We start from the raw sequence: 19922 nt of genomic DNA, 5'->3' as shown, positions 1-19922 counted from the left end.
AGCATGACGAACATGCTCCCTTTTTACCTGCCCGGGGTAAGCTGCCGTCTTAACTGACTGGCATTGGCCCGGAGGCCGCCTTTCAATGTGCTGTTTCAAAAGCGCTTCACGCTTACAGCGAATAGTACATATCGTATTCGACCGGATGCACGGCCTGGCGGAAGCGCGTGACTTCGCCCATCTTGAGTTCGATGTAGGCATCAATCATTGCTTCGGAAAACACACCGCCTTTGGTCAGGAAGGCACGGTCGGTATCGAGCGCATCCAGCGCCTGGTCGAGGCTATGGCAAACGGTGGGCACCAACTTGTCTTCTTCGGGTGGCAAGTGGTAGAGATCCTTGGTAGCGGCTTCGCCGGGGTGAATCTTGTTCTCGACACCGTCGAGGCCTGCCATCAACAGCGCAGCAAACCCCAGGTAAGGGTTCATCAGTGGATCAGGGAAACGTGCCTCGACACGGCGGCCCTTGGGGTTGGATACATACGGGATACGGATCGAAGCCGAGCGGTTTTTGGCCGAATAGGCCAGCTTCACCGGGGCTTCAAAATGCGGCACCAGGCGCTTGTAGCTGTTGGTGCCTGGATTGGTAATCGCATTGAGCGCACGGGCGTGCTTGATGATGCCGCCGATGTAGTACAGGGCGTAGTCCGACAAACCGGCGTAGCCATCGCCAGCAAACAAGTTCTTGCCGTCCTTCCAGACCGACTGGTGTACATGCATTCCCGAACCGTTGTCGCCTGCGTAAGGCTTGGGCATGAAGGTAGCGGTTTTGCCGTAGGCGTTGGCAACGTTATGAATGACGTACTTTTGCAGCATCGTCCAGTCGGCGCGCTGCACCAGAGTGCTGAAACGTGTGCCAATCTCGTTCTGACCAGCACCAGCGACTTCATGGTGGAACACTTCCACCGGAATACCCATCGATTCCAGAATCAGCGACATCTCGGCGCGCAGGTTGTGCGTGCTGTCCACAGGCGGAACCGGAAAGTAGCCGCCCTTGACCGTAGGACGGTGTCCGCGGTTACCGCCTTCGAGGTCGCGGCCCGAATTCCAAGGGGCTTCGTATTCTTCGATCTCATACATCACCTTGCCAGGTTCGTTGCTCCATCGCACGCCGTCAAAGATGAAGAATTCGGGCTCGGGCCCAAAGAACGCCGTGTCGCCCAAACCCGAGGCTTTGAGGTAGGCCTCAGCGCGCTTGGCAATGGATCGCGGGTCGCGGTCGTAGGCCTTGCCGTCGCTGGGCTCGATGACGTCGCAGCTCAAGATCAACGTCGTCTCTTCAAAGAAGGGGTCGATGTTGGCAGTATTCGGGTCGGGAATAAGCTGCATGTCCGACGCCTCGATACCCTTCCAGCCGGCAATCGACGACCCGTCAAAGGCATGTCCGGACGAGAACTTGTCTTCGTCAAAGTGCGACACCGGCACCGTGGTGTGGTGCTGCTTGCCAAGGGTGTCGGTAAAGCGGAAGTCGACGAATTTGACTTCGTTTTCTTGCACCATCTTCATTACATCTGCAACGGTCTTGGCCATCGGGTACTCCTGGGAAAAGCGTTGGTTAAAAATATTTTCTGCAATATGCAAAGCAGTTTGCATGCCAGCCATCTGCGGGTTCTGACGGACACCGGACAAAGCGCACACCTCGCACCACCGGCCTTTGCACGCATTTTTTTGGTGCAAAACGTTACAAAACTGCCAATATTAAAGTGTCCGCACCAATTCAGGGCCGCACGCCGCACCAACATTGTGCAAACCACGAACCAGATCCGCCCAAGCCGCAGGCACCAGGGATGCGGGACCCTTGACTCCGAGCTCGATATGGCGACCGTATTGCGGATGATCCACACTCGGGAGGCTGAACACCCGGATTGGGGGATAGCTGTCCTCGATGTGATGCATCAGCGGGGTCAACATGGCTTCAAGCCCCCCAAACACGATGATCGAATGCTCGACCTGCGGTGCACGGTTGAAACAATGGGGGTAGTCGGTGTCCAGCGCCCACTCGATCATGGGCCAGGCCATGACCGGAAAGCCGGGCACGCAATACACCCGCCCAGATCCTGCCCCGGCGCAACTGAACCCTGGTATCTTGTTGTAGGGGTTTGGAACAATCGAGGCCCCCACCGGAAAAACGCCCATGTTCAGGCGGTGCACGTTATCGGGCCGGTCAACCTCATACAACGTCCCCTGCTCACGCGCCATTTCCTGCATGCGCTCACGGATCAACAACTCAGCCTGAGGGTGTAACTCCAACTCCACGCCCAAGGCGCGGGCTGCACATTGGCGTGTGTGGTCGTCTGGCGTGGCACCGATGCCACCCGTCGAGAACACCACATCACCCGAGGCAAAAGCCCGCTGCAAAGTGCTGGTGATGCGATCCGGATCATCGCCGACGTATTCGGCATAGGCCAACGGCAGCCCGCGCGCACCCAGTATTTCAATCACCTTGGACAGATGCTTGTCCGCACGCTTACCCGAAAGAATCTCATCACCGACGATGATGAGGCCAAATTGCTGCGTCATTTGTCAACAGACTCCAGAAGCGGCGGACGATCATCCGGGGATGGCGCCAACGAGGAAGGCGCCTCCAGCACTTCGACGGCATCTAAGCGGGCAGGAGCCATCGGCACCTCGGCCCTCAGCCGCTCCAGGGCGGCCAGGCAGAAGTGGGCAAACCACAGGGAGGAGAAAGCGAAGACCAGCGTGTAAATCCAGATGGCCAGTGGGATCAAAACGAAAAATGCCGCAGCAAACAAAATGCCTGAAGCCCAGACGATCGCTGGCGCGGCCCCCAGATACCCACAAAGCACGCCAATACCTAGCAGAGAAATGCGGTAGCGGCGAAAAATTTCTGTGCGCTCCGCACGGCTGGCATGTTCTGCCAACGCATCGAAAGCCATCACGCGGTACGTCAGCCAACCCCAGATCAGCGGGGGAAGAATCAGCACAAGGGGCGGTATCAACCACAACGGCATGGAGGCCACCATTGCCATCAAGGCCAGAACCGTAGAACCAATAGACCAGGCCAGGCTGACAATGAAAGAGCCGCCTTTTTTCCGTTCCAGTGCATGAAATCGCCGCTGCGACACCAGAGAAACCAACGCGGGAGTCATCAGCACTGCGACCAATAACAGCGAAACGACGACCACTAACGGGGTCACCAAGGCGACCACCATCAGGGGCGCCACATAGGCTTTGGCATCACCCAGACCCAGATTGGCGAGCCACCCCCAGAAGCCTTCCATCAGGCCCCAAGAATCCAGCCAGCTGTGTGCCATCGCAACAGCCGCATCCCAATACCAGTGGCTCAGCCCCAATGCCAAAGCACCCATCAGCAGCAGAGGCAGCAGCGACAAAGCGATCACACGGGGATGCATGCAATACACCACGGCGCGCCAAAAAGAATCAAACAGGAAGGCCATGGCGGCAAGCATACCTGTTGTCAGAGACACCGTGGGAAGCCATTCCCCAGACAGATCACATACAAAAAAGCCCCGTCCCAATGGGGGTACGGGGCCTTTGGCAAGCCCCAAAGGGCTTGCACAACACTACATGCGCTTACTTGGCAGCGGAAGCGGCATCGGTGGCGGCCTGGACGGCGGCGCCAGCAGCAGCGGCTGCGTCGGTTGCGGCAGAAGCAGCGCCGGTTGCAGCAGCAGCGGCGTCAGTTGCAGCGGCAGCTGCGTCGGTTGCAGCAGCTGCCGCTTCCGATGCGGGTGCAGCAGGTGCAGCAGCAGGCTCAACAGCCACGGGAGCGGGTGCAGGAGCCGGCTCTTCCTTCTTGCCGCAAGCGGCCAAAGCAGCGGCAGCAATCAGGGTGGCGATGATGAGGGATTTGTTCATTTCAGTTTTTCCTTGAGGACGATCAAAAAAACAAAAAATGCCACAACTTCCAGCCTCTTGCAGCCCGGTTCGCTCTGGCAGAGATTGCTCCGGTGGAGCACATTTACAACTCAGTCCAAGATTATATTAGGTATTCGTCAATACTGGATAATACCGAGCAGCGCAAGAAATGCCCCTGTGTTGCGAACAACTGACAAAAATCTGACTTTTACTGGCGGAATTCTGACGTCACCATTAAAGCCCCAGCGTTGTTGAAGCAAAACCGGGGGAACTTTTACTCCGCACCCACTCGACAAGAACTTCATGCAAGAACACGCGGCGCGCCGGCTCAGTGTCTGTCACGCCTACACAACGGTCGGGATCGAGCCGGTGCAACACCCAGCCGGGTGACCAGATCGCACTGGGAATGTCCAGCGCGTCTGCCATAGGACTGACGCGGCAAGTCAGGATATGGTCCCAAGTACCCCGCCAGCGCACGAGGCGCGCATGGCGACGGATCATTTCATCGTAGCTGCGCGCCAGCAAGGTCATGCGGCGACCGCTGCGGGCCCACTCCTCCAGCGATTCGATGACGGCCCGCTCACCCAGCGGCCAGTCGTGAAAATTGGCATCACTCAGGATCATTTCACGCCAACCCTCCCGGGCTGCCGTAGCCAAGGCATCGCGCACCAGTTGCTGGAATGCTTCACGACCATTGAAGCGCCCTACAGGCAATTCGGGGGGAGCCGGGACGGTCGCGTCGGGCATATCTGCGGTCATCTTGATCTCCTTGGTCTACAACCACAGCCCGGCAAAACCTTTGCCTCGCCACCGGCCGACGGTCAAACTGCGACAATTCTCCTATGGAAATCACAGAACAATGTGTGGTCGCACTGACCTGGACGCTCAAAGACACCTTGGGCGATGAACTCGATATCCTCGACGAGCCCGTCGAGTTCTTCGTAGGTGGCAGCGATTTGCTGGCCCGTATCGAAGAAGCATTGCAAGGCCACAGCGTGGGGGCCAAGCTGTCACTGCACCTTGAGCCCGAAGATGCTTTTGGCGATTTCCAGGAGCAACTCCTCTTTCTGGAACCCAGAGCCATTTTCCCGGCAGAGCTGGAAGAAGGTATGACTTTTGACGGCACCGCCCTGCCCGAAGGCTGCAGCGCTGAGGCGCCGCGCGATGCTCTCTACACCGTGACGGAGATCTATCCCGAGCACGTCGTTCTGGACGGCAACCATCCACTGGCTGGTATTGCACTGCGGCTGCACCTGACGGTGTGCGGTGTGCGCGAAGCCACCGAAGAAGAGGCGAACCGTGGTACGGCGGGCACCGGGTTCTTCCGCGTTCAACCCCAACCGCCTGGCAACACGCTGCTGCACTGAGGAGTGCGAGCCTTGCAAAACAAGGCCCGCACTGGGCAACCCGGTGGCGAGCAACTTTATTTAGTAGCGCGAAATCTGCCCGTTGGTGGTGCGGACCCTGTCGCCCACGCGCAAATCACCCACCGAACTGACGTCATAGGCACGATAACCGCCTTGGTCGAGCTGGATGGAAATCCGATAGACCGTGCTGCCATAACCGGGGTTATTGCGCTCCTCGATGGCATTGCCTGCCAGGGCACCGCCCACCACGCCCACGGCCGTGGCTGCGGTACGGCCGCTGCCCTTACCCACCTGGTGACCCAGCACACCACCGACCACAGCGCCCAGCACGGCACCTGCCCCTGTTGAAGCACCCCGCTGCTGGCCTTGCAGCATCTCTATGTTGGCTACACGCCCATACTCCGTCCCAGCGGGTGCCTGGGCCGGATAGCCCCCACTTTGACCTTGGTAAGAGCCTGCAGGGTACTGCGCAGGTGCCTGGCGATAAGGCGCACAAGCGGCCAGCGCACCGGCCAAAAGGGTGGTGCCTGCAAGCAGGGCCATTCGGGAAAAATTCAATTGACGCACATTGCTCTCCTCAAATCATCAAATCAAAACCGTTCGGGTTGGCTGCCATTGAACCATGCGACGCCATACTCGTAGCGCCGGGCAACGGCTGGACGCCAGGCCAGACAAGGCCCCGCTCCGGTGTAAGCCAGCGCCTACAAAAGCAGCATGCGACTGCGCCGCCCATCAAGCGGTGCCTGAAGAACCATACCCCCGTTCACCCCGCTCGGTAGGGGCGAAGTCCTGCACCACATTGAACTGCGCCTGCACCACGGGAACGATCACCAGCTGTGCCAGCCGGTCCAGGGGCTCCAGCGTGTAGCGTGCCTGGCTGCGGTTCCAAGCGCTCACCATGAGCTGACCCTGGTAGTCGCTGTCAATCAGGCCGACCAGGTTCCCGAGGACGATGCCGTGCTTGTGACCCAGCCCCGAGCGTGGCAGGATGAGCGCCGCATAGCCCGGATCACGCAAGTGAATGGCAATGCCGGTGGGCACCAGCTGCCATGCATTGGGCTCCAGCACCAGGGGCTCGTCCAGGCAAGCCCTCAGATCCAGTCCCGCACTGCCTGGGGTCGCATAGGCGGGGAGCTGATCCGCCATGCGCGGGTCGAGAATTCGGACATCGATCTTCACTTCTTGCTTTCCTTGCTTTCTGTAGTGCGTTGTTTGGCCAGTTGCGCCAACCGCTCTTGCAGTTGGGCCATGGAAGGCTTGCCTGGCCCCTGAATCTCCGATGTCAGCTTCGCGAAGGCCCGGCTGGACAAGCTGCCCAACACCCACCAGAGCACGCCCGCAACTGCAACCCCCATCAAAGTGCCCTTGCCCCACACCAGAAAGGCCGCGCCCTGCACCACAGCGAACAGCAGTAACAGTGCGCGCACCAGCTTCAACACCCCCTGAAAAGGCGCCAGCACCTGGATCAGATCGGGCGGTAGCCCGGCACCGCTCGCAACAGTGGACGCACCGTCCTTGGGCTCGATCGGCACAGGTTCAGACGGACGCTGCACCGAAGGAGGACGGCTCAGGCGCTCCACATAGTTTGCAAAATCGCCATCGGGTGGCGTATCCCATTCGGGTTTGCTGGGGCCTGGCATGGAACAATCTCCGGGGAGCAGTCAGGCCTGCGCCGATGGCAGCCGACGCGCAATCTCAGTGACCAACTGCTGTGCAAGTGCGCGCTTGGAGGCACGCGCCAGCTCGCGATGCCCCTGGGCGTCTACCAGCAACAAGGCGTTATCGTCTTGTCCGAAAGTGGCTGGACCGATATTGCCCACCAACAGGGGAACACCTTTGCGCGCGCGCTTGGCCTCGGCATGCCGCAACAGGTCGTGGCTCTCGGCCGCAAAGCCCACGCAGAACAAATCTCCCACCAGCGCATGCGGTGACTGCGCTACCGCAGCAAGAATGTCCGGGTTCTCCACGAAGCCCAGCACTGGCGTCTGGCCCGAGCCGTCTTTCTTGATTTTTTGCTCTGACGCTGTCGCCGGGCGCCAATCGGCCACCGCTGCAGTCGCTATGAAAACAGTAGCTTGCTGCGCTCGGGGTACAACGGCCGCAAGCATTTCCTGCGCAGACTGCACATTGATGCGCTGCACGCCACGCGGTGTGGCCAGGTGCACGGGGCCTGCCACCAGGGTGACCTCTGCACCCGCCTCGCGGGCGGCACGGGCAATGGCAAAGCCCATCTTGCCGCTGGAGTGGTTGGTGATACCGCGCACAGGGTCGATGGCCTCGAACGTGGGGCCGGCCGTGACCAGCACCTTCTCGCCTGTCAGCACCTTGGGCGTGAAAAAGGCAATCAGCTCTTCCAGCAGTTCGGCAGGCTCCAGCATACGGCCGTCGCCGGTTTCGCCGCAGGCCTGGTCGCCGGTGCCCACGGCCAGCACCGTAGCGCCGTCCTGCACGACCTGCTCCAGATTGCGCTGCGTGGCGGGGTGCGCCCACATCTCACGGTTCATGGCGGGCGCCAGCAGCAGCGGAACACGCTCCTGGGGACGTGCCAGGCACAGCAGACTGAGCAATTCATCGGCCCGCCCCTGGGCCAGTCGGGCGAAAAAATCTGCGCTACAGGGCGCGATCAAAATGGCGTCGGCCTCGCGGCTGAGGTTGATGTGCGGCATGTTGTTGGCCGCACGTGCATCCCATTGCGAGCCATACACGGGCCGACCCGACAGCGCCTGCATGGTCACCGGCGTGATGAACTGTGCAGCCGCCTCGGTCATAACGACCTGCACGGTGGCGCCCTCGCGAATGAGTGCACGGCACAGCTCGGCCGATTTGTAACAGGCTACGCCTCCACTGAGGCCCAGGACGATGTGTTTGCCAGCAAGCTCGTTCATAGGGTGCAATTTAGCAGACGGTGCCACTACGCGGGCCGCGGGCGCTGCAGCGTCATGGGGGCGGCCTCTATAATCAGAATTTCCCACCACCTTAAAAAGACATGACCAAATTTGTCTTCGTCACCGGCGGTGTGGTGTCTTCCCTGGGCAAGGGAATCGCCTCAGCCTCCCTTGCCGCGATTCTCGAATCGCGCGGTCTCAAAGTCACCCTCATCAAGCTCGACCCGTACATCAACGTGGACCCGGGCACCATGTCCCCGTTCCAGCACGGTGAAGTGTTCGTCACGGACGACGGCGCCGAAACCGACCTCGACCTAGGCCATTACGAGCGTTTCATCGAAACGCGCATGAAGAAGACCAACAACTTCACCACCGGCCGCATCTACCAGTCGGTGCTGGAGAAAGAACGCCGGGGTGACTACCTCGGCAAGACGGTGCAGGTGATCCCGCACGTCACCAACGAGATCCAGGAATACATCAAGCGCGGTGCCGGCGTGGGAACCGACGATGCCGTCGATGTCGCCATCGTCGAGATCGGCGGCACCGTGGGCGACATCGAGTCGCTCCCCTTCCTCGAAGCCGTGCGCCAGCTCAGCCTGAAGCTCGGCCCGAACAACGCCGCCTTCGTCCACCTGACCTACGTGCCCTTCATCGCCGCTGCGGGCGAGCTCAAGACCAAACCCACGCAGCACACGGTGCAAAAGCTGCGTGAGATCGGCATCCAGCCCGACGCGCTGCTGTGCCGCGCCGACCGCCGCATTCCGGACGAAGAGCGCGAAAAAATCTCGCTGTTCACCAACGTACCCGAGTGGGGCGTGATCAGCATGTGGGACGTGGACACCATCTACAAGGTGCCGCGCATGCTGCACGAGCAAGGCCTCGACGGCCTCATTTGCGACAAGCTGCGCCTGAACACCCCCCCCACCAACCTCAAGCGCTGGGACGACCTGGTGTATGAAACCGAGCACCCCAAGGGCGAAGTTCGCATCGCCATGGTGGGCAAGTACGTGGAGCTGTCCGACAGCTACAAGTCCGTCAACGAGGCCCTGCGCCACGCCGGCATGCGCAACCATGTGCGTGTGCGCATCGACCACCTCGACTCCGAATCCATCGAAGGCCAGGAAGCCGACAAGCTAGCCCCGTACGACGCCATCCTGGTGCCCGGCGGTTTTGGCTCGCGCGGTGTGGAAGGCAAGATCTGCACGGCCAAGTTCGCCCGGGTGCACAAGGTGCCCTACCTGGGCATTTGCCTGGGGATGCAGGTGGCCACCATCGAGTACGCCCGCCATGTGGCTGGCCTGCCCGGCGCCAACTCCACGGAATTCGATCCGTCCTGCAAGCACCCGGTGATTGCGCTGATCACCGAGTGGAAGGATGCCGACGGCACCATCAAGACGCGCGACGCCAACTCCGACCTGGGCGGCACCATGCGCCTGGGTGCGCAAAGCTCGGACGTGGCCCCCGGAACGCTGGCACACAGCATTTATGGCGACGTCGTCACCGAGCGCCACCGCCACCGCTACGAGGCCAACGTCAACTACCTCGACCAGCTGCGCAAGGCGGGCCTGGTGATCTCGGCGCTGACGCAGCGCGAGCACCTGACCGAGATCGTCGAGCTGCCCACGAGCGTGCACCCCTGGTACATCGGCGTGCAGTTTCACCCCGAGTTCAAGTCCACGCCCTGGAACGGCCACCCGCTGTTCAACGCCTTCATCAAGGCGGCCGTGGAACACCAGAAGGCCGCCAAGGCCGCAGCGTAAGCAAAGGAAACACCGCCATGAAACTCTGCGGCTTCGACATCGGTCTGGAACACCGCATCTTCCTCATTGCTGGCCCTTGCGTAATCGAGTCCGAGCAGTTGCAAATGGACGTGGCGGGCCAGCTCAAGGAAATCACTTCCAGCCTGGGCATCCCGTTCATTTTCAAAAGCAGCTTCGACAAGGCCAACCGCTCATCGGGCAGCACCTTTCGGGGCCCAGGCCGAGAGAAAGGCCTGGAGATCCTGGCCAAGATCCGGCGCGAACTGCAGTTGCCCGTGCTCACCGATGTGCACACCGAGGAAGACATCGTCGAGGCGGCCAAGGTAGTGGACGTGCTGCAGACGCCCGCCTTCCTGTGCCGCCAGACGGATTTTATCCGCGCGGTGGCTCAGTCGGGCAAGCCGGTGAACATCAAGAAAGGCCAATTCCTCGCACCACACGACATGAAGAACGTCATCGACAAGGCCCGGGCTGCCGCCAAGGAAGCAGGGCTCCCCGAGGACAATTTCATGGCCTGCGAGCGCGGCGCCAGCTTTGGCTACAACAACCTGGTGAGCGACATGCGCAGTCTGGCCATCATGCGCGAGACGGGTGCTCCCGTCGTGTTCGACGCCACGCACAGCGTGCAACTGCCTGGCGGCCAGGGCACCAGCAGCGGCGGCCAGCGCGAGATGGTGCCGGTGCTGGCCCGCGCGGCCGTGGCCGTAGGCGTGGCAGGCCTGTTCATGGAAACGCATCCCGACCCGGCCAACGCCATGAGCGACGGCCCGAATGCCGTTCCCCTGAAACACATGCGTGCGCTGCTGGAAACGCTGCTCGCGCTCGATGCCGTGACCAAAAAGAACGGCTTTCTCGAAAACAACTTTGGAGCTTGAACATGCCCAGTGGATACGTCATCGCCAATGTCCGCGTCACCAATCCCGCGCAGTACGAGGAATACAAAAAGTGGTCCACCGCGGCGTTTACTTCGCACAACGCGGAAATCTGCGTGCGCGGCGGCCAGGTGGAAGTCATGGAAGGCGATTGGACGCCCGATCGCGTAGTGATCGCCAAATTCGAAAGCTTTGAAGCAGCCAAAGCCTTCTACCATTCGCCCGAGTACGGCAAGGCCCGTGCGGCGCGCGAGGGCGCGGCCATCATGCGGCTGGTGTGCGTGGAAGGCCTCTGAAAATCGCTCCATTATTCATAGCTGCCAGCGCTTGCTGAATAAGCGTTGGAGGCCCATTTGATTTAAAACTTCTGCATAAGGAAAACCATGAGTGCCATTGTTGACATCGTAGGCCGCGAGATCCTCGACAGCCGAGGCAACCCCACCGTCGAATGCGACGTGCTGCTCGAGTCGGGCGTGATGGGCCGCGCAGCTGTGCCGTCCGGCGCATCGACCGGCTCGCGCGAAGCCATTGAGCTGCGCGACGGTGACAAGAGCCGCTACCTGGGCAAGGGCGTACTCAAGGCGGTGGAGCACATCAACACCGAGATCAGCGAAGCGGTGTTGGGGCTGGATGCGTCCGAGCAGGCCTTCCTCGACAAGACCCTGATCGACCTCGACGGCACGGACAACAAGAGCCGCCTGGGCGCCAACGCGATGCTGGCTGTTTCCATGGCCGTGGCGCGTGCCGCAGCGGAGGAATCGGGCCTGCCGCTGTACCGCTACCTGGGTGGCATGGGCGGCATGCAGTTGCCCGTACCGATGATGAACGTGATCAACGGCGGCGCACATGCCAACAACACGCTCGACATCCAGGAATTCATGATCATCCCCGTGGGCGCACCGAGCTTTCGCGAAGCCGTGCGCTGGGGCGCCGAGGTGTTCCATGCGCTGAAAAAAATCATCAACGACAAGGGCATGAGCACCGCCGTGGGCGACGAAGGCGGCTTTGCCCCCAGCGTGGCCAACCACGAAGCAGCCATCGAACTGATCCTGCAAGCCATCGACGCCGCCGGCTACACCGCCGGCGAACAGATCGCCCTGGGCCTCGATTGCGCCGCCAGCGAGTTCTATCGTGACGGCCAATACCACCTGGCCGGCGAAGGCCTGGCCCTGAGCGCTCAGGCCTGGACCGACATGCTCGCCACCTGGTGCGACAAATACCCCATCATCAGCATCGAAGACGGGATGCACGAGGGCGACTGGGACGGCTGGAAGATTCTGACCGACCGCCTGGGCAAAAACGTGCAGCTGGTGGGCGATGACCTGTTCGTCACCAACACCAAGATCCTGCAGGAAGGCATCGAGAAAAACATTGCCAATTCGATCCTCATCAAGATCAACCAGATCGGCACACTGACCGAGACCTTCGCCGCCATCGAGATGGCCAAGCGCGCCGGCTACACCGCCGTCATCAGCCACCGCTCGGGCGAGACCGAGGACAGCACGATTGCCGACATCGCCGTCGGCACCAACGCGGGCCAGATCAAGACCGGATCCTTGAGCCGCTCGGACCGCATGGCCAAGTACAACCAGCTGCTGCGCATCGAGGAAGACCTGGGCGACATCGCCCACTACCCTGGCCGACGCGCCTTCTACAATCTGCGCTGACCAGGCAGGCAGCCGTGCGCTCCCGTCTCCTGCTGGCCGTGCTGCTGGCCCTTCTGGCAGCCCTGCAGGCCCAGCTTTGGCTGGGCCGCGGCAGCATTCCGCGCGTTGCGGCCATGCAAAGCCAGTTGGACGAGCAAAAGGCGGCGAACGCACGGGCAGGAGAAGCCAATGAACGCTTGGCTTCCGAAGTGCATGACCTGAAGGAAGGCCTCGACATGGTCGAGGAAAAGGCCCGCAGCGAGCTGGGCATGGTCAAACAGGGCGAGATCTACGTCCAGTACACCCCGGCAAGATAGAGAACAACCCCCTGTGGCGCTGCGCGCGCCTTCCCCCTCTCGGCTCCGCCGGGAAGGGGGATGCCACCAGCGCCCGAACAGCAGAGTATTGGCGGCCCTTGCGCGGTGGCCGCTGGCCTGGGACCGCGCCCATTTCAAGCAACTGGCTTGGTTTCAGTGCAGCGTGGGCGAAGCCGGTGCGTCCAGAACCTGCGCCACGGGTGCTGCCGCGAACAGCCCGGCGGCATCCACGGCGTCGAAGTGGTATTGCTGACCACAGAACTCACACCCCACCTCGATGGTTTCCCGCTCAGCCAGGATGCTCTCGACCTCGGCCGCACCCAGGCTTTGCAGCATGCGGCCCACGCGCTCGCGCGAGCAAGTGCAGGCAAAGCGCGGGCCGTCCTGGCCCTGCTGCGGCTCGAAACGCAGGAGCTTCTCTTCCCAGAACAGGCGGCGCAGGATGGTGTCCACATCGAGCGTCAGCAGCTCCTCGCGCGTCAGGCTGGAGGCCAGGTGCGCGATGCGGTTGTAGTCCTCGTTGCGGCCGATCTGGTCTTCGTTCTCGCTGTGGCTCAGCTGCCCCCCCAGGTTGCCGGTGCCCTTGAGGGGCATGCGCTGGATCAGCAGGCCCGCCGCCACCTTGTCGTCGGCCGCCAGCACCAGCACGGTGTCGAGCTGCTCGGACTGCAGCATGTAGTGCTGCAGCACATCGGACAGGCGTTCGAGCTTTTCATGCTGGTCGCCATGCAGCGGCACCACGCCCTGGTAGGGCTGCTGGCCGGGCAGACGGTCTTTCGGGTCGAGCGTGATGGCGCAACGCCCGCCGCCGCCCACGTTGACCATCTGGCTCAGACGCGCACCGTCCTGCACTTCGCCAACGATCGTGGCCGTGGCACGCAAGGACAGATCCGACTGCACCTCGGCCACCGCCAGCTTGACCGGGCCGTCGCCAAACACCTGCAGCACCAGCGCGCCGTTGAATTTGATGTTCGACTGCATGAGCACGGCCGCGGCCGCCATCTCGCCCAGCAGTTCGCGCACCGGCGCCGGATAGGGGCCGGTGGCTGTATTGCCGGCTCGGCGCGCCAGGATGTCGGTCCAGGCGTCGGTCAGGCGCACCAGCATGCCGCGCACGGGCAGGCCATCGAAGAGAAACTTGTGAAGTTCAGACACGCAGGGTTCCAGAAAAAAGATCAGCTGAGCTTGCGCAGGCCGTTCTTGAAACGGCGGGCGTTCTCGATGTAATGCAGCGCACTCATGCGCAGGCCATCCATTTGCTCCGGCGTGAGCTGGCGCACCACCTTGGCGGGGCTCCCGATGATCATGGAACCATCGGGGAACTCTTTCCCCTCGGTGACCAGCGCGCCCGCGCCCACCAGGCAGTTCTTGCCGATCTTGGCGCCATTGAGCACCACTGCGCCAATGCCAATGAGCGTCTCGTCGCCGATGGTGCAGCCATGCAGCATCACCTGGTGCCCCACCGTCACGCGCTCACCCACCACCAGGGGTTTGCCAAAATCAGCATGCAACACGCTGGCATCCTGGATATTGGAGCCCGCGCCGATGGTGATGCTCTCGGTATCACCCCGCACCACTGTGCCGAACCAGATGCTGGCGTCCTCGCCCAGCACCACCCGGCCCATCACCTGGGCGCTGTCGGCCACCCAGCTTGAATCGGACACCTGCGGCGCAACGCCGTCGAGTTCATAAATTGCCATGCAGATAGTTTCCCGAAAAAAAGATGCTGCCTTTGGTTACACAAAGCCGCAGGCTTGCGGCACAGGGCAGCACCTAGAATTGTAAGGATGGAGCTCCGCCACCGTGCATTGCAGGTCTTGTGTCTTACTGATATTGAGCAAAAAGTGCAGCAAACGCTTGCCATGCAAGCGCAAGCAGCTCTTCTTTCAATAGCAGATAACGCGCCTGCGCCACCCACCGAGACACAGGCCTTGCCCGGCCACCCCGAGCGGCCCGAGCTGCGCAGCTACACCGAAATGGCCCGCCGCTCCCCCGCCACACCGCAAGGGCGTGCCGTGTTGCTGCACGCCATCGCGCACATCGAGTTCAATGCCATCAACCTCGCACTGGACGCCATCTGGCGTTTCGATGGCATGCCGCGCCCGTTTTACCTTGACTGGCTTCGCGTGGCAGCCGAAGAAGCGCAACACTTCAGCCTGCTGCGCGCACATTTGCAAAAACAAGGATATGACTACGGCGACTTCCCGGCCCACCAGGGGCTGTGGACGCTGTGCGAGAAAACCGCCCACGACGCCACAGCCCGGATGGCCTTGGTGCCCCGTACCATGGAGGCCCGGGGGCTGGACGCTACCCCCCTCATCCAGCGCAAGCTGCGGCAAGTGGGCACGCCCGATGCCTTGGCGGCGGCCGACATTTTGGATGTGATCCTGCGCGAGGAAGTGGGCCATGTCACCATCGGTGACCACTGGTACCGCTGGCTGTGCAAACGCCAGGGCGTGGAACCCGAAGCGCACTATGCGACCCTGATCGAACATTACCAGGCCCCCCGCCCCAAGCCGCCCCTCAACCGCGCCGCACGCCGCTTGGCGGGCTTCAGCGAAACCGAGTTGCAATGGCTGGAAAGCGCATAAGACAGCCTGGCCAAGGCAAAGCTTCCTACAATGATCGCCCTAGCCCCTTAGACCACCTCCCTGACACCCATGCCCTCCGACATGCCGAGCCACTCCAGCTCTGGAAGCTCTGCCCCCTCCTTCCAAGACGACCCACAGCCATCCGTGGCACTCATTGCCCGCCAAGCTATCGTGAACGCTCAGCAGGCCGTGATTGGTTACGAGCTTTTCAACCGTTCCCGTACAGGCCCCACGCACACTGCAGCCACGGATGTGGCGCTGGTTTTTACCGCCCTCTCCCATGCCGGTACCGAAGAGCTGGTGGGCAAGAAGCTGATTTTTGTCAACTGCACGCACGAGAGTTTGACCGGCGGCCACCTGGAGTTGGTGGACCCCGAAAAAGTGGTGCTGGAAATTCCCCCGCTGGGCCATGTGGCCACAGAGGAGGTCACGACAAGGCTGCCCATCCTCATGGCACTGCGTGAGCGCGGTTTCCATCTGGCGTTCAACCACACGGTGTTGCAGTCGGCTTATGCCTCCTGGTTGCCCCTGGCCGACTACATTAAATTCGATCTTTCCGCACTGGCCCCCGACCAATTGGCCGTGCTGATCAGCTACGCCAACCGCCACTCTGAAGCCGACCTGATCGCCGAGAAGGTAGAGACAGCCCAGCAGTACGACATGGCGTCGAGCAAGGGCATACAAATGTTCCAGGGCTATTGGTTTGCACGCCCTTCAGTCGTGCAAGCCAAGCTGGTATCACCCTCGCAGGCCAGCATTCTTGAACTCATCAACCTGGTGCGCAAGCAGGCCAGCACCGACGCGATCGAAGATGTGCTCAAAAAGGATGCGGGCTTGGCCTTCAACTTGATGCGCCTCATCAACTCGTCGGGGTTTGGCCTCACACGCGAGATCACGTCTTTCCGCCAGGCAGTCATGCTCATGGGCCTGAAAAAGCTGTTCCGCTGGGCGGCGCTGCTGCTCACCGTCTCGCGCACGGGTGGCCCGCCTTCATCCGTCGGGCAGACCGCCGTGGTGCGGGGGCGGCTCATGGAACTGTTGGCATTGGAAACGCAGTCCCGCGAAGAGGCCGACGAAGCGTTTGTGGTGGGCATCTTCTCGCTGCTGGACGCCATGCTGGGCATGCCCATGCCCGCAGCCCTGGACCTGCTGAGCGTGCCCGAGGCCGTCAGCGCGGCGCTGTTGCACCGTGAAGGCCATCTGGGCGATCTGCTGACCCTGGTCAATGCCTGCGAGTCCAGCGATGACGACGCTTTCAACCGGGCGGCCAGCAACGTACATTTAACCAGCCAACAAATCAACGGCGCACACCTTCAGGCACTGGCCTGGGCCGATCACATCGACGGGTAACGGCCCTAAAATAGCCTTTCAACACCATACCAACCTCATGTCCAGCACGCCCGAGCAAGCCCTCTCTCCCACCCTTGAGCACGAAAGTGGCGCCGCCTTGATCGCCCGCCAGGCCATCGTGGACGCAGAGCGCTCCGTGTTCGGCTATGAGTTGTATGACCGCTCCACCGCGCTGGCCACCCACACTGCCGCCAGCGATGCCGCCCTGCTGTTCAACGCACTCTCGCATGGCGACACCGAAGCCCTGGTGGGCAAGAAGATCATTTTCATCAACTGCACGCACGAAAGCCTGGCGTCCGGCCACCTGGAGTTGATCCACCCCGACAAGGTGGTGCTGGAGGTGCCCACGCTGCCCGAAGGCGCCAGCCCCGAAGAAATCGAACACGCGGTAGAGCTTTTGACGTCACTGACCAAGCGGGGCTTTCGCTTGGCCTTCAGCCAAAACGTACTGCGCCGCGCCTATGTCCAATGGCTGCCCTTGGCCGCATTCATCAAGCTCGACATGATGGCCTTCAAGCCTGAAATGGCAGCGCCGCTGGTGAAATTTGCACGCACCAATACCAAGGCAGATCTGGTGGCCGAAAAGGTGGAAACGGCCGAACAGTTCCAGCTCATGGCAGACCTGGGCGTCAAGCTTTTCCAAGGATTCTGGTTTGCCAAACCTTCCTTGGTCAAGACCAAAACCATCCGTCCGTCTCAGGCCATCATCATCCAATTGATCAACCTGGTGCGCAAACAGGCCACTTCGGCCGAAATCGAGGACCTTCTCAAGAAGGACCCCACTCTCTCGTTCAACCTGCTGCGCTTCATCAATTCCTCGGGGTTTGGTCTGTCCTGCGAGATCACGTCGTTCCGCCATGCGGTGATGATCCTGGGCCTGAAAAAGCTGTTCCGCTGGGCCGCCCTGCTGCTCACCACTTCCCGCGCCAGCGGAACCGCCCCCGCCATCGGAACCACGGCTGTGGTGCGCGGGCGCCTGATGGAATTACTGGCGCAAGAGATGCTGCCGGCTGAAGAGTGCGACAACGCTTTTGTCGTGGGGGTGTTCTCGCTGCTCGATGCCATGCTCGGCATTCCTCTGGAGGAAGCCCTTGAATCCGTCGCCCTGCCAGAGCCGGTGCTCGATGCTCTGCTGCACAACAAGGGGATTTTTGCTCCCTTCCTGGCCCTGACGAAGGCCTGCGAAAGTGGCGACGAAGCGGCTTTCGCCCACAACACCGAGTTACTGCACCTGTCGAACCACCAGGTGAACATGGCCCACTTGCAGGCCCTGGCCTGGGCCGATAGCCTCGGCGCGGAATAAGAGCGGATAACAAAACTCAGCGAAGCGGTTCTGGCCAGGCGCTGTGCCGCAGGCAGTACGGGTAGTACGACAAGATGCGGCAACGACGCCAGAAGAGTTTTGTAGGTCGCTCTCAGTCCCCGTTCAGTCAGCCCCGGGGGTGATGCTGCGCATGAATCAGGCGCAGCCTTTCGCGGGCCACATGGGTATAGATGGTGGTGGTGGAAATGTCGGCATGCCCGAGCAGCAGTTGCACCACACGCAGGTCGGCCCCATGGTTGAGCAAATGCGTGGCAAAGGCGTGGCGCAAGGTATGCGGTGACAGCGGCGAAGTAATACCGGCCACCAGCGCATACTTTTTCACGATCATCCAGAACATCACGCGCGTCATGCCACTGCCGCGCGCCGTCACAAACAGGTCATCGGTTTGTTGCCCGCCCAGGATAGCGGTGCGCGCGTCGCGCAGATAGGTTTCAAGCCACTGCTGCGCTACCTCGCCAAACGGCACCAGGCGCTCTTTGCCACCCTTGCCCATGACACGCAGAACGCCTTCGTTCATGCCCACGTTCCAAGTCTTGAGCATGACCAGTTCGGACACGCGCAAGCCGCTGGCGTACATCAATTCCAGCATGGCGCGGTCGCGCAGTCCCAGCGGGGTGGCAAGGTCGGGCGCACCCAGCAAGGCCTCCACCTGGGCTTGCGTCAAGGTTTTTGGCACCCGCAGGGGCTGGCGTGCAGACTGCATGCGCACAGTGGGATCGGTGGGGATCTGACGTTCCCGCAAAGCCCAGCGAAAGAAACGCTTGAAAACCGTCAGACGCCGGTTGGCCGTAGTGGCCCGGGTCTGGCTGTGCCGGTGGGCAAAGTAAGCATTCAGATCGGCTTCATTGGCCTGCAACACATCCTTGCCGTGGCAGCCCAACCACGCACCCAGCAAGGTGAGATCGCGCCGATAGGCGTCCAGCGTGTTGCGCGACAGCCCCTCCTCCAGCCACAACGCATCGACAAAGGCCTGGACAATGGCACGGCTGGCCACTGGGTGCGGCCCGTGCTCTGGAGCGTCAGGTACGGCAGGAGAAGGCATCACATCGGAAAAAAAGCATGGAAAACCGCTCATGCATACAGCGCAATTCCGGGTAAACCCTTCTGCGGCAAGCAGCGTCCGCAGGGGCGGTCGCACGGTAAGTTGCGTTATTCTGCCTGTTTGGCTTTCACCCTCGAACAGGAGACCTATCCATGCGTTTGATTCACAAAATCGGTTTGGGCTTAAGCCTGACAACGGCCCTCGTTGCCGGTGTCGTCCAGGCCCAGCAGCAACAGTTCGTCAACATCCTGACGGGTGGCCAAAGCGGCGTGTACTACCCCCTGGGCGTGGCGCTGTCGCAAATCTATGCCAAGGCCATCCCCAACGTGCGCGCCACCGCCCAAGTGACCAAGGCTTCGGCCGAAAACCTCAATCTGCTCCAAGCCGGGCGCGGCGAGCTGGCCCTGGCCCTCGCTGATTCGGTCTCTGACGCCTGGAAGGGCGATGCCGAGGCGGGCTTCCCCAAGAAGCTCGACAAGCTGCGCGGCCTCTCGGGCACCTACAGCAATTACATCCAGATCGTGGCCAATGCCGACTCAGGGATCAAGACCCTGGCCGACCTCAAGGGCAAGCGCATTTCCGTGGGCGCGGCCAAGTCGGGCACCGAGCTGAACGCGCGCGCCATCTTCAAGGCTGCTGGCTTGACCTACGCTGATCTGGCCAAGGTGGAGTACCTGCCTTTTGGCGAGTCGGTCGAGCTGATCAAGAACCGCCAGCTCGATGCCACTTTGCAGTCGGCCGGTCTGGGTGTGGCGTCGATCCGTGATCTGTCCACTTCGGTGAAGATCGTCGTGGTGCCCGTGCCCGCCGATGTGGTGGCCAAGGTGGGCGATGCCGCCTACCAGGCGGCCGTGATTCCCGCCAACACCTACACCGGCCAGACGCAGGATGTGCCCACCGCGGCCATTCCCAACTTCCTCGTCACGCATT

At 61.5% G+C, this 19922-nt stretch carries 22 protein-coding genes; 10 read left to right on the top strand and 12 right to left on the bottom strand.

Translation table 11 applies throughout. The features are described 5' to 3' along the window. Positions 1-112: 112 nt before the first annotated feature. The 5 genes from glnA to ACYVOC_RS06025 all read right to left on the bottom strand — a co-directional run bounded on the left by glnA (position 113) and on the right by ACYVOC_RS06025 (position 4597). Entirely contained in the window at positions 113-1528 is a 1416-nt protein-coding gene (gene glnA / locus ACYVOC_RS06045) for a type I glutamate--ammonia ligase (RefSeq protein WP_116006060.1), read from the bottom strand. Positions 1529-1696: 168 nt separating this feature from the next. Continuing rightward, positions 1697-2518 carry a competence/damage-inducible protein A gene (locus ACYVOC_RS06040; RefSeq protein ID WP_461161194.1) on the bottom strand — a complete coding sequence of 274 codons (822 nt, stop codon included), beginning with the start codon at positions 2516-2518 and terminating at the stop codon, positions 1697-1699. After that, positions 2515-3417: an EI24 domain-containing protein gene (locus ACYVOC_RS06035; RefSeq protein WP_461161197.1), complete on the bottom strand. Its 903-nt coding sequence runs from the start codon at positions 3415-3417 to the stop codon at positions 2515-2517. Before ACYVOC_RS06035 ends, ACYVOC_RS06040 begins: the two co-directional genes overlap by 4 nt. A gap of 136 nt (positions 3418-3553) precedes the next feature. Next, the gene (locus ACYVOC_RS06030; protein WP_116004156.1) at positions 3554-3838 is read right to left on the bottom strand and encodes a hypothetical protein; all 285 of its coding nucleotides are present in this window, start codon (positions 3836-3838) and stop codon (positions 3554-3556) included. A gap of 234 nt (positions 3839-4072) precedes the next feature. After that, positions 4073-4597, bottom strand: a complete 525-nt coding sequence (locus ACYVOC_RS06025) for a hypothetical protein (protein ID WP_233521128.1) — start codon at positions 4595-4597, stop codon at positions 4073-4075. Positions 4598-4680: 83 nt separating this feature from the next. On the opposite strand from ACYVOC_RS06025, the gene ACYVOC_RS06020 reads away from it, so the two are divergent. Continuing rightward, positions 4681-5205 (top strand): FKBP-type peptidyl-prolyl cis-trans isomerase, encoded by a 525-nt coding sequence (locus ACYVOC_RS06020; RefSeq protein WP_116004157.1) that lies wholly within the window; start codon positions 4681-4683, stop codon positions 5203-5205. 60 nt (positions 5206-5265) lie between these two features. On the opposite strand, the gene ACYVOC_RS06015 is transcribed toward ACYVOC_RS06020, so the two are convergent. From ACYVOC_RS06015 to coaBC, 4 genes are all read right to left on the bottom strand, one after another. Next, positions 5266-5748: an outer membrane lipoprotein gene (locus tag ACYVOC_RS06015; RefSeq protein WP_116004158.1), complete on the bottom strand. Its 483-nt coding sequence runs from the start codon at positions 5746-5748 to the stop codon at positions 5266-5268. A 189-nt stretch (positions 5749-5937) separates the two neighbouring features. Next, positions 5938-6384: a dUTP diphosphatase gene (gene dut, locus ACYVOC_RS06010; RefSeq protein ID WP_116004159.1), complete on the bottom strand. Its 447-nt coding sequence runs from the start codon at positions 6382-6384 to the stop codon at positions 5938-5940. After that, a complete protein-coding gene (locus tag ACYVOC_RS06005) occupies positions 6381-6845 on the bottom strand; it encodes a hypothetical protein (protein ID WP_233521129.1) in 465 nt (154 codons plus the stop codon). Before ACYVOC_RS06005 ends, dut begins: the two co-directional genes overlap by 4 nt. 21 nt (positions 6846-6866) lie before the next feature. Continuing rightward, positions 6867-8090 (bottom strand): bifunctional phosphopantothenoylcysteine decarboxylase/phosphopantothenate--cysteine ligase CoaBC, encoded by a 1224-nt coding sequence (gene coaBC / locus ACYVOC_RS06000; RefSeq protein ID WP_116004160.1) that lies wholly within the window; start codon positions 8088-8090, stop codon positions 6867-6869. Between the two features lie 101 nt (positions 8091-8191). Between coaBC and ACYVOC_RS05995 the strand changes: the two genes are divergently transcribed. From ACYVOC_RS05995 to ACYVOC_RS05975, 5 genes are all read left to right on the top strand, one after another. After that, positions 8192-9850, top strand: a complete 1659-nt coding sequence (locus tag ACYVOC_RS05995) for a CTP synthase (protein ID WP_461161193.1) — start codon at positions 8192-8194, stop codon at positions 9848-9850. Between the two features lie 17 nt (positions 9851-9867). Beyond that, positions 9868-10725, top strand: a complete 858-nt coding sequence (gene kdsA / locus ACYVOC_RS05990) for a 3-deoxy-8-phosphooctulonate synthase (protein WP_461161192.1) — start codon at positions 9868-9870, stop codon at positions 10723-10725. 2 nt (positions 10726-10727) lie between these two features. Continuing rightward, a complete protein-coding gene (locus ACYVOC_RS05985; protein WP_116004163.1) occupies positions 10728-11018 on the top strand; it encodes a DUF1330 domain-containing protein in 291 nt (96 codons plus the stop codon). An 87-nt stretch (positions 11019-11105) separates the two neighbouring features. Then, on the top strand, positions 11106-12389 hold the full coding sequence (gene eno / locus ACYVOC_RS05980) for a phosphopyruvate hydratase (RefSeq protein WP_116004164.1): 1284 nt from the start codon (positions 11106-11108) through the stop codon (positions 12387-12389). Positions 12390-12403: 14 nt separating this feature from the next. Beyond that, the gene (locus ACYVOC_RS05975) at positions 12404-12685 is read left to right on the top strand and encodes a septum formation initiator family protein (protein WP_116004165.1); all 282 of its coding nucleotides are present in this window, start codon (positions 12404-12406) and stop codon (positions 12683-12685) included. 153 nt (positions 12686-12838) lie between these two features. On the opposite strand, the gene hslO is transcribed toward ACYVOC_RS05975, so the two are convergent. Further along, a complete protein-coding gene (hslO, locus tag ACYVOC_RS05970; RefSeq protein ID WP_461161191.1) occupies positions 12839-13840 on the bottom strand; it encodes an Hsp33 family molecular chaperone HslO in 1002 nt (333 codons plus the stop codon). Between the two features lie 20 nt (positions 13841-13860). Next, the gene (locus ACYVOC_RS05965; protein ID WP_461161190.1) at positions 13861-14385 is read right to left on the bottom strand and encodes a gamma carbonic anhydrase family protein; all 525 of its coding nucleotides are present in this window, start codon (positions 14383-14385) and stop codon (positions 13861-13863) included. An 87-nt stretch (positions 14386-14472) separates the two neighbouring features. Here ACYVOC_RS05965 and ACYVOC_RS05960 point away from each other — a divergent pair, with 87 nt between their 5' ends. The 3 genes from ACYVOC_RS05960 (at position 14473) to ACYVOC_RS05950 (ending at position 17929) form a co-directional block, all read left to right on the top strand. Continuing rightward, positions 14473-15276: a ferritin-like domain-containing protein gene (locus tag ACYVOC_RS05960; protein ID WP_461161189.1), complete on the top strand. Its 804-nt coding sequence runs from the start codon at positions 14473-14475 to the stop codon at positions 15274-15276. Positions 15277-15357: 81 nt separating this feature from the next. Further along, entirely contained in the window at positions 15358-16626 is a 1269-nt protein-coding gene (locus ACYVOC_RS05955; protein WP_461161196.1) for an EAL and HDOD domain-containing protein, read from the top strand. Positions 16627-16663: 37 nt separating this feature from the next. Further along, entirely contained in the window at positions 16664-17929 is a 1266-nt protein-coding gene (locus ACYVOC_RS05950) for an EAL and HDOD domain-containing protein (protein WP_116004170.1), read from the top strand. A 127-nt stretch (positions 17930-18056) separates the two neighbouring features. Here ACYVOC_RS05950 and xerD read toward each other — a convergent pair whose 3' ends face one another. Then, complete coding sequence (xerD, locus tag ACYVOC_RS05945) at positions 18057-18992, bottom strand: site-specific tyrosine recombinase XerD (protein WP_461161188.1); 936 nt, start codon at positions 18990-18992, stop codon at positions 18057-18059. Positions 18993-19144: 152 nt separating this feature from the next. Here xerD and ACYVOC_RS05940 point away from each other — a divergent pair. Continuing rightward, the coding region (locus ACYVOC_RS05940; RefSeq protein ID WP_461161187.1) for a TAXI family TRAP transporter solute-binding subunit at positions 19145-19922 on the top strand (778 nt) is incomplete at its 3' end.

It is taken from the genome of Simplicispira piscis, from assembly GCF_054783455.1.
The sequence above is the reverse complement of the archived record's forward strand: the minus strand, read 5'-3'. Positions and strand labels throughout refer to the sequence as shown.

What these genes read in the sequence shown, in the direction of transcription:
- ACYVOC_RS05955 (WP_461161196.1), top strand. Translation starts at nt 15,358, where the DNA reads ATGCCGAGCCACTCCAGCTCTGGAAGCTCTGCCCCCTCCTTCCAAGAC.
- ACYVOC_RS05985 (WP_116004163.1), top strand. Translation starts at nt 10,728, where the DNA reads ATGCCCAGTGGATACGTCATCGCCAATGTCCGCGTCACCAATCCCGCG.
- eno (WP_116004164.1), top strand. Translation starts at nt 11,106, where the DNA reads ATGAGTGCCATTGTTGACATCGTAGGCCGCGAGATCCTCGACAGCCGA.
- ACYVOC_RS06020 (WP_116004157.1), top strand. Translation starts at nt 4,681, where the DNA reads ATGGAAATCACAGAACAATGTGTGGTCGCACTGACCTGGACGCTCAAA.
- ACYVOC_RS06035 (WP_461161197.1), bottom strand. Translation starts at nt 3,417, where the DNA reads ATGGCCTTCCTGTTTGATTCTTTTTGGCGCGCCGTGGTGTATTGCATG.
- glnA (WP_116006060.1), bottom strand. Translation starts at nt 1,528, where the DNA reads ATGGCCAAGACCGTTGCAGATGTAATGAAGATGGTGCAAGAAAACGAA.
- xerD (WP_461161188.1), bottom strand. Translation starts at nt 18,992, where the DNA reads ATGCCTTCTCCTGCCGTACCTGACGCTCCAGAGCACGGGCCGCACCCA.
- ACYVOC_RS06025 (WP_233521128.1), bottom strand. Translation starts at nt 4,597, where the DNA reads ATGACCGCAGATATGCCCGACGCGACCGTCCCGGCTCCCCCCGAATTG.
- coaBC (WP_116004160.1), bottom strand. Translation starts at nt 8,090, where the DNA reads ATGAACGAGCTTGCTGGCAAACACATCGTCCTGGGCCTCAGTGGAGGC.
- ACYVOC_RS06030 (WP_116004156.1), bottom strand. Translation starts at nt 3,838, where the DNA reads ATGAACAAATCCCTCATCATCGCCACCCTGATTGCTGCCGCTGCTTTG.
- ACYVOC_RS06040 (WP_461161194.1), bottom strand. Translation starts at nt 2,518, where the DNA reads ATGACGCAGCAATTTGGCCTCATCATCGTCGGTGATGAGATTCTTTCG.
- ACYVOC_RS05965 (WP_461161190.1), bottom strand. Translation starts at nt 14,385, where the DNA reads ATGGCAATTTATGAACTCGACGGCGTTGCGCCGCAGGTGTCCGATTCA.
- ACYVOC_RS06015 (WP_116004158.1), bottom strand. Translation starts at nt 5,748, where the DNA reads ATGGCCCTGCTTGCAGGCACCACCCTTTTGGCCGGTGCGCTGGCCGCT.
- ACYVOC_RS06005 (WP_233521129.1), bottom strand. Translation starts at nt 6,845, where the DNA reads ATGCCAGGCCCCAGCAAACCCGAATGGGATACGCCACCCGATGGCGAT.
- ACYVOC_RS05950 (WP_116004170.1), top strand. Translation starts at nt 16,664, where the DNA reads ATGTCCAGCACGCCCGAGCAAGCCCTCTCTCCCACCCTTGAGCACGAA.
- ACYVOC_RS05960 (WP_461161189.1), top strand. Translation starts at nt 14,473, where the DNA reads ATGGAGCTCCGCCACCGTGCATTGCAGGTCTTGTGTCTTACTGATATT.
- ACYVOC_RS05995 (WP_461161193.1), top strand. Translation starts at nt 8,192, where the DNA reads ATGACCAAATTTGTCTTCGTCACCGGCGGTGTGGTGTCTTCCCTGGGC.
- kdsA (WP_461161192.1), top strand. Translation starts at nt 9,868, where the DNA reads ATGAAACTCTGCGGCTTCGACATCGGTCTGGAACACCGCATCTTCCTC.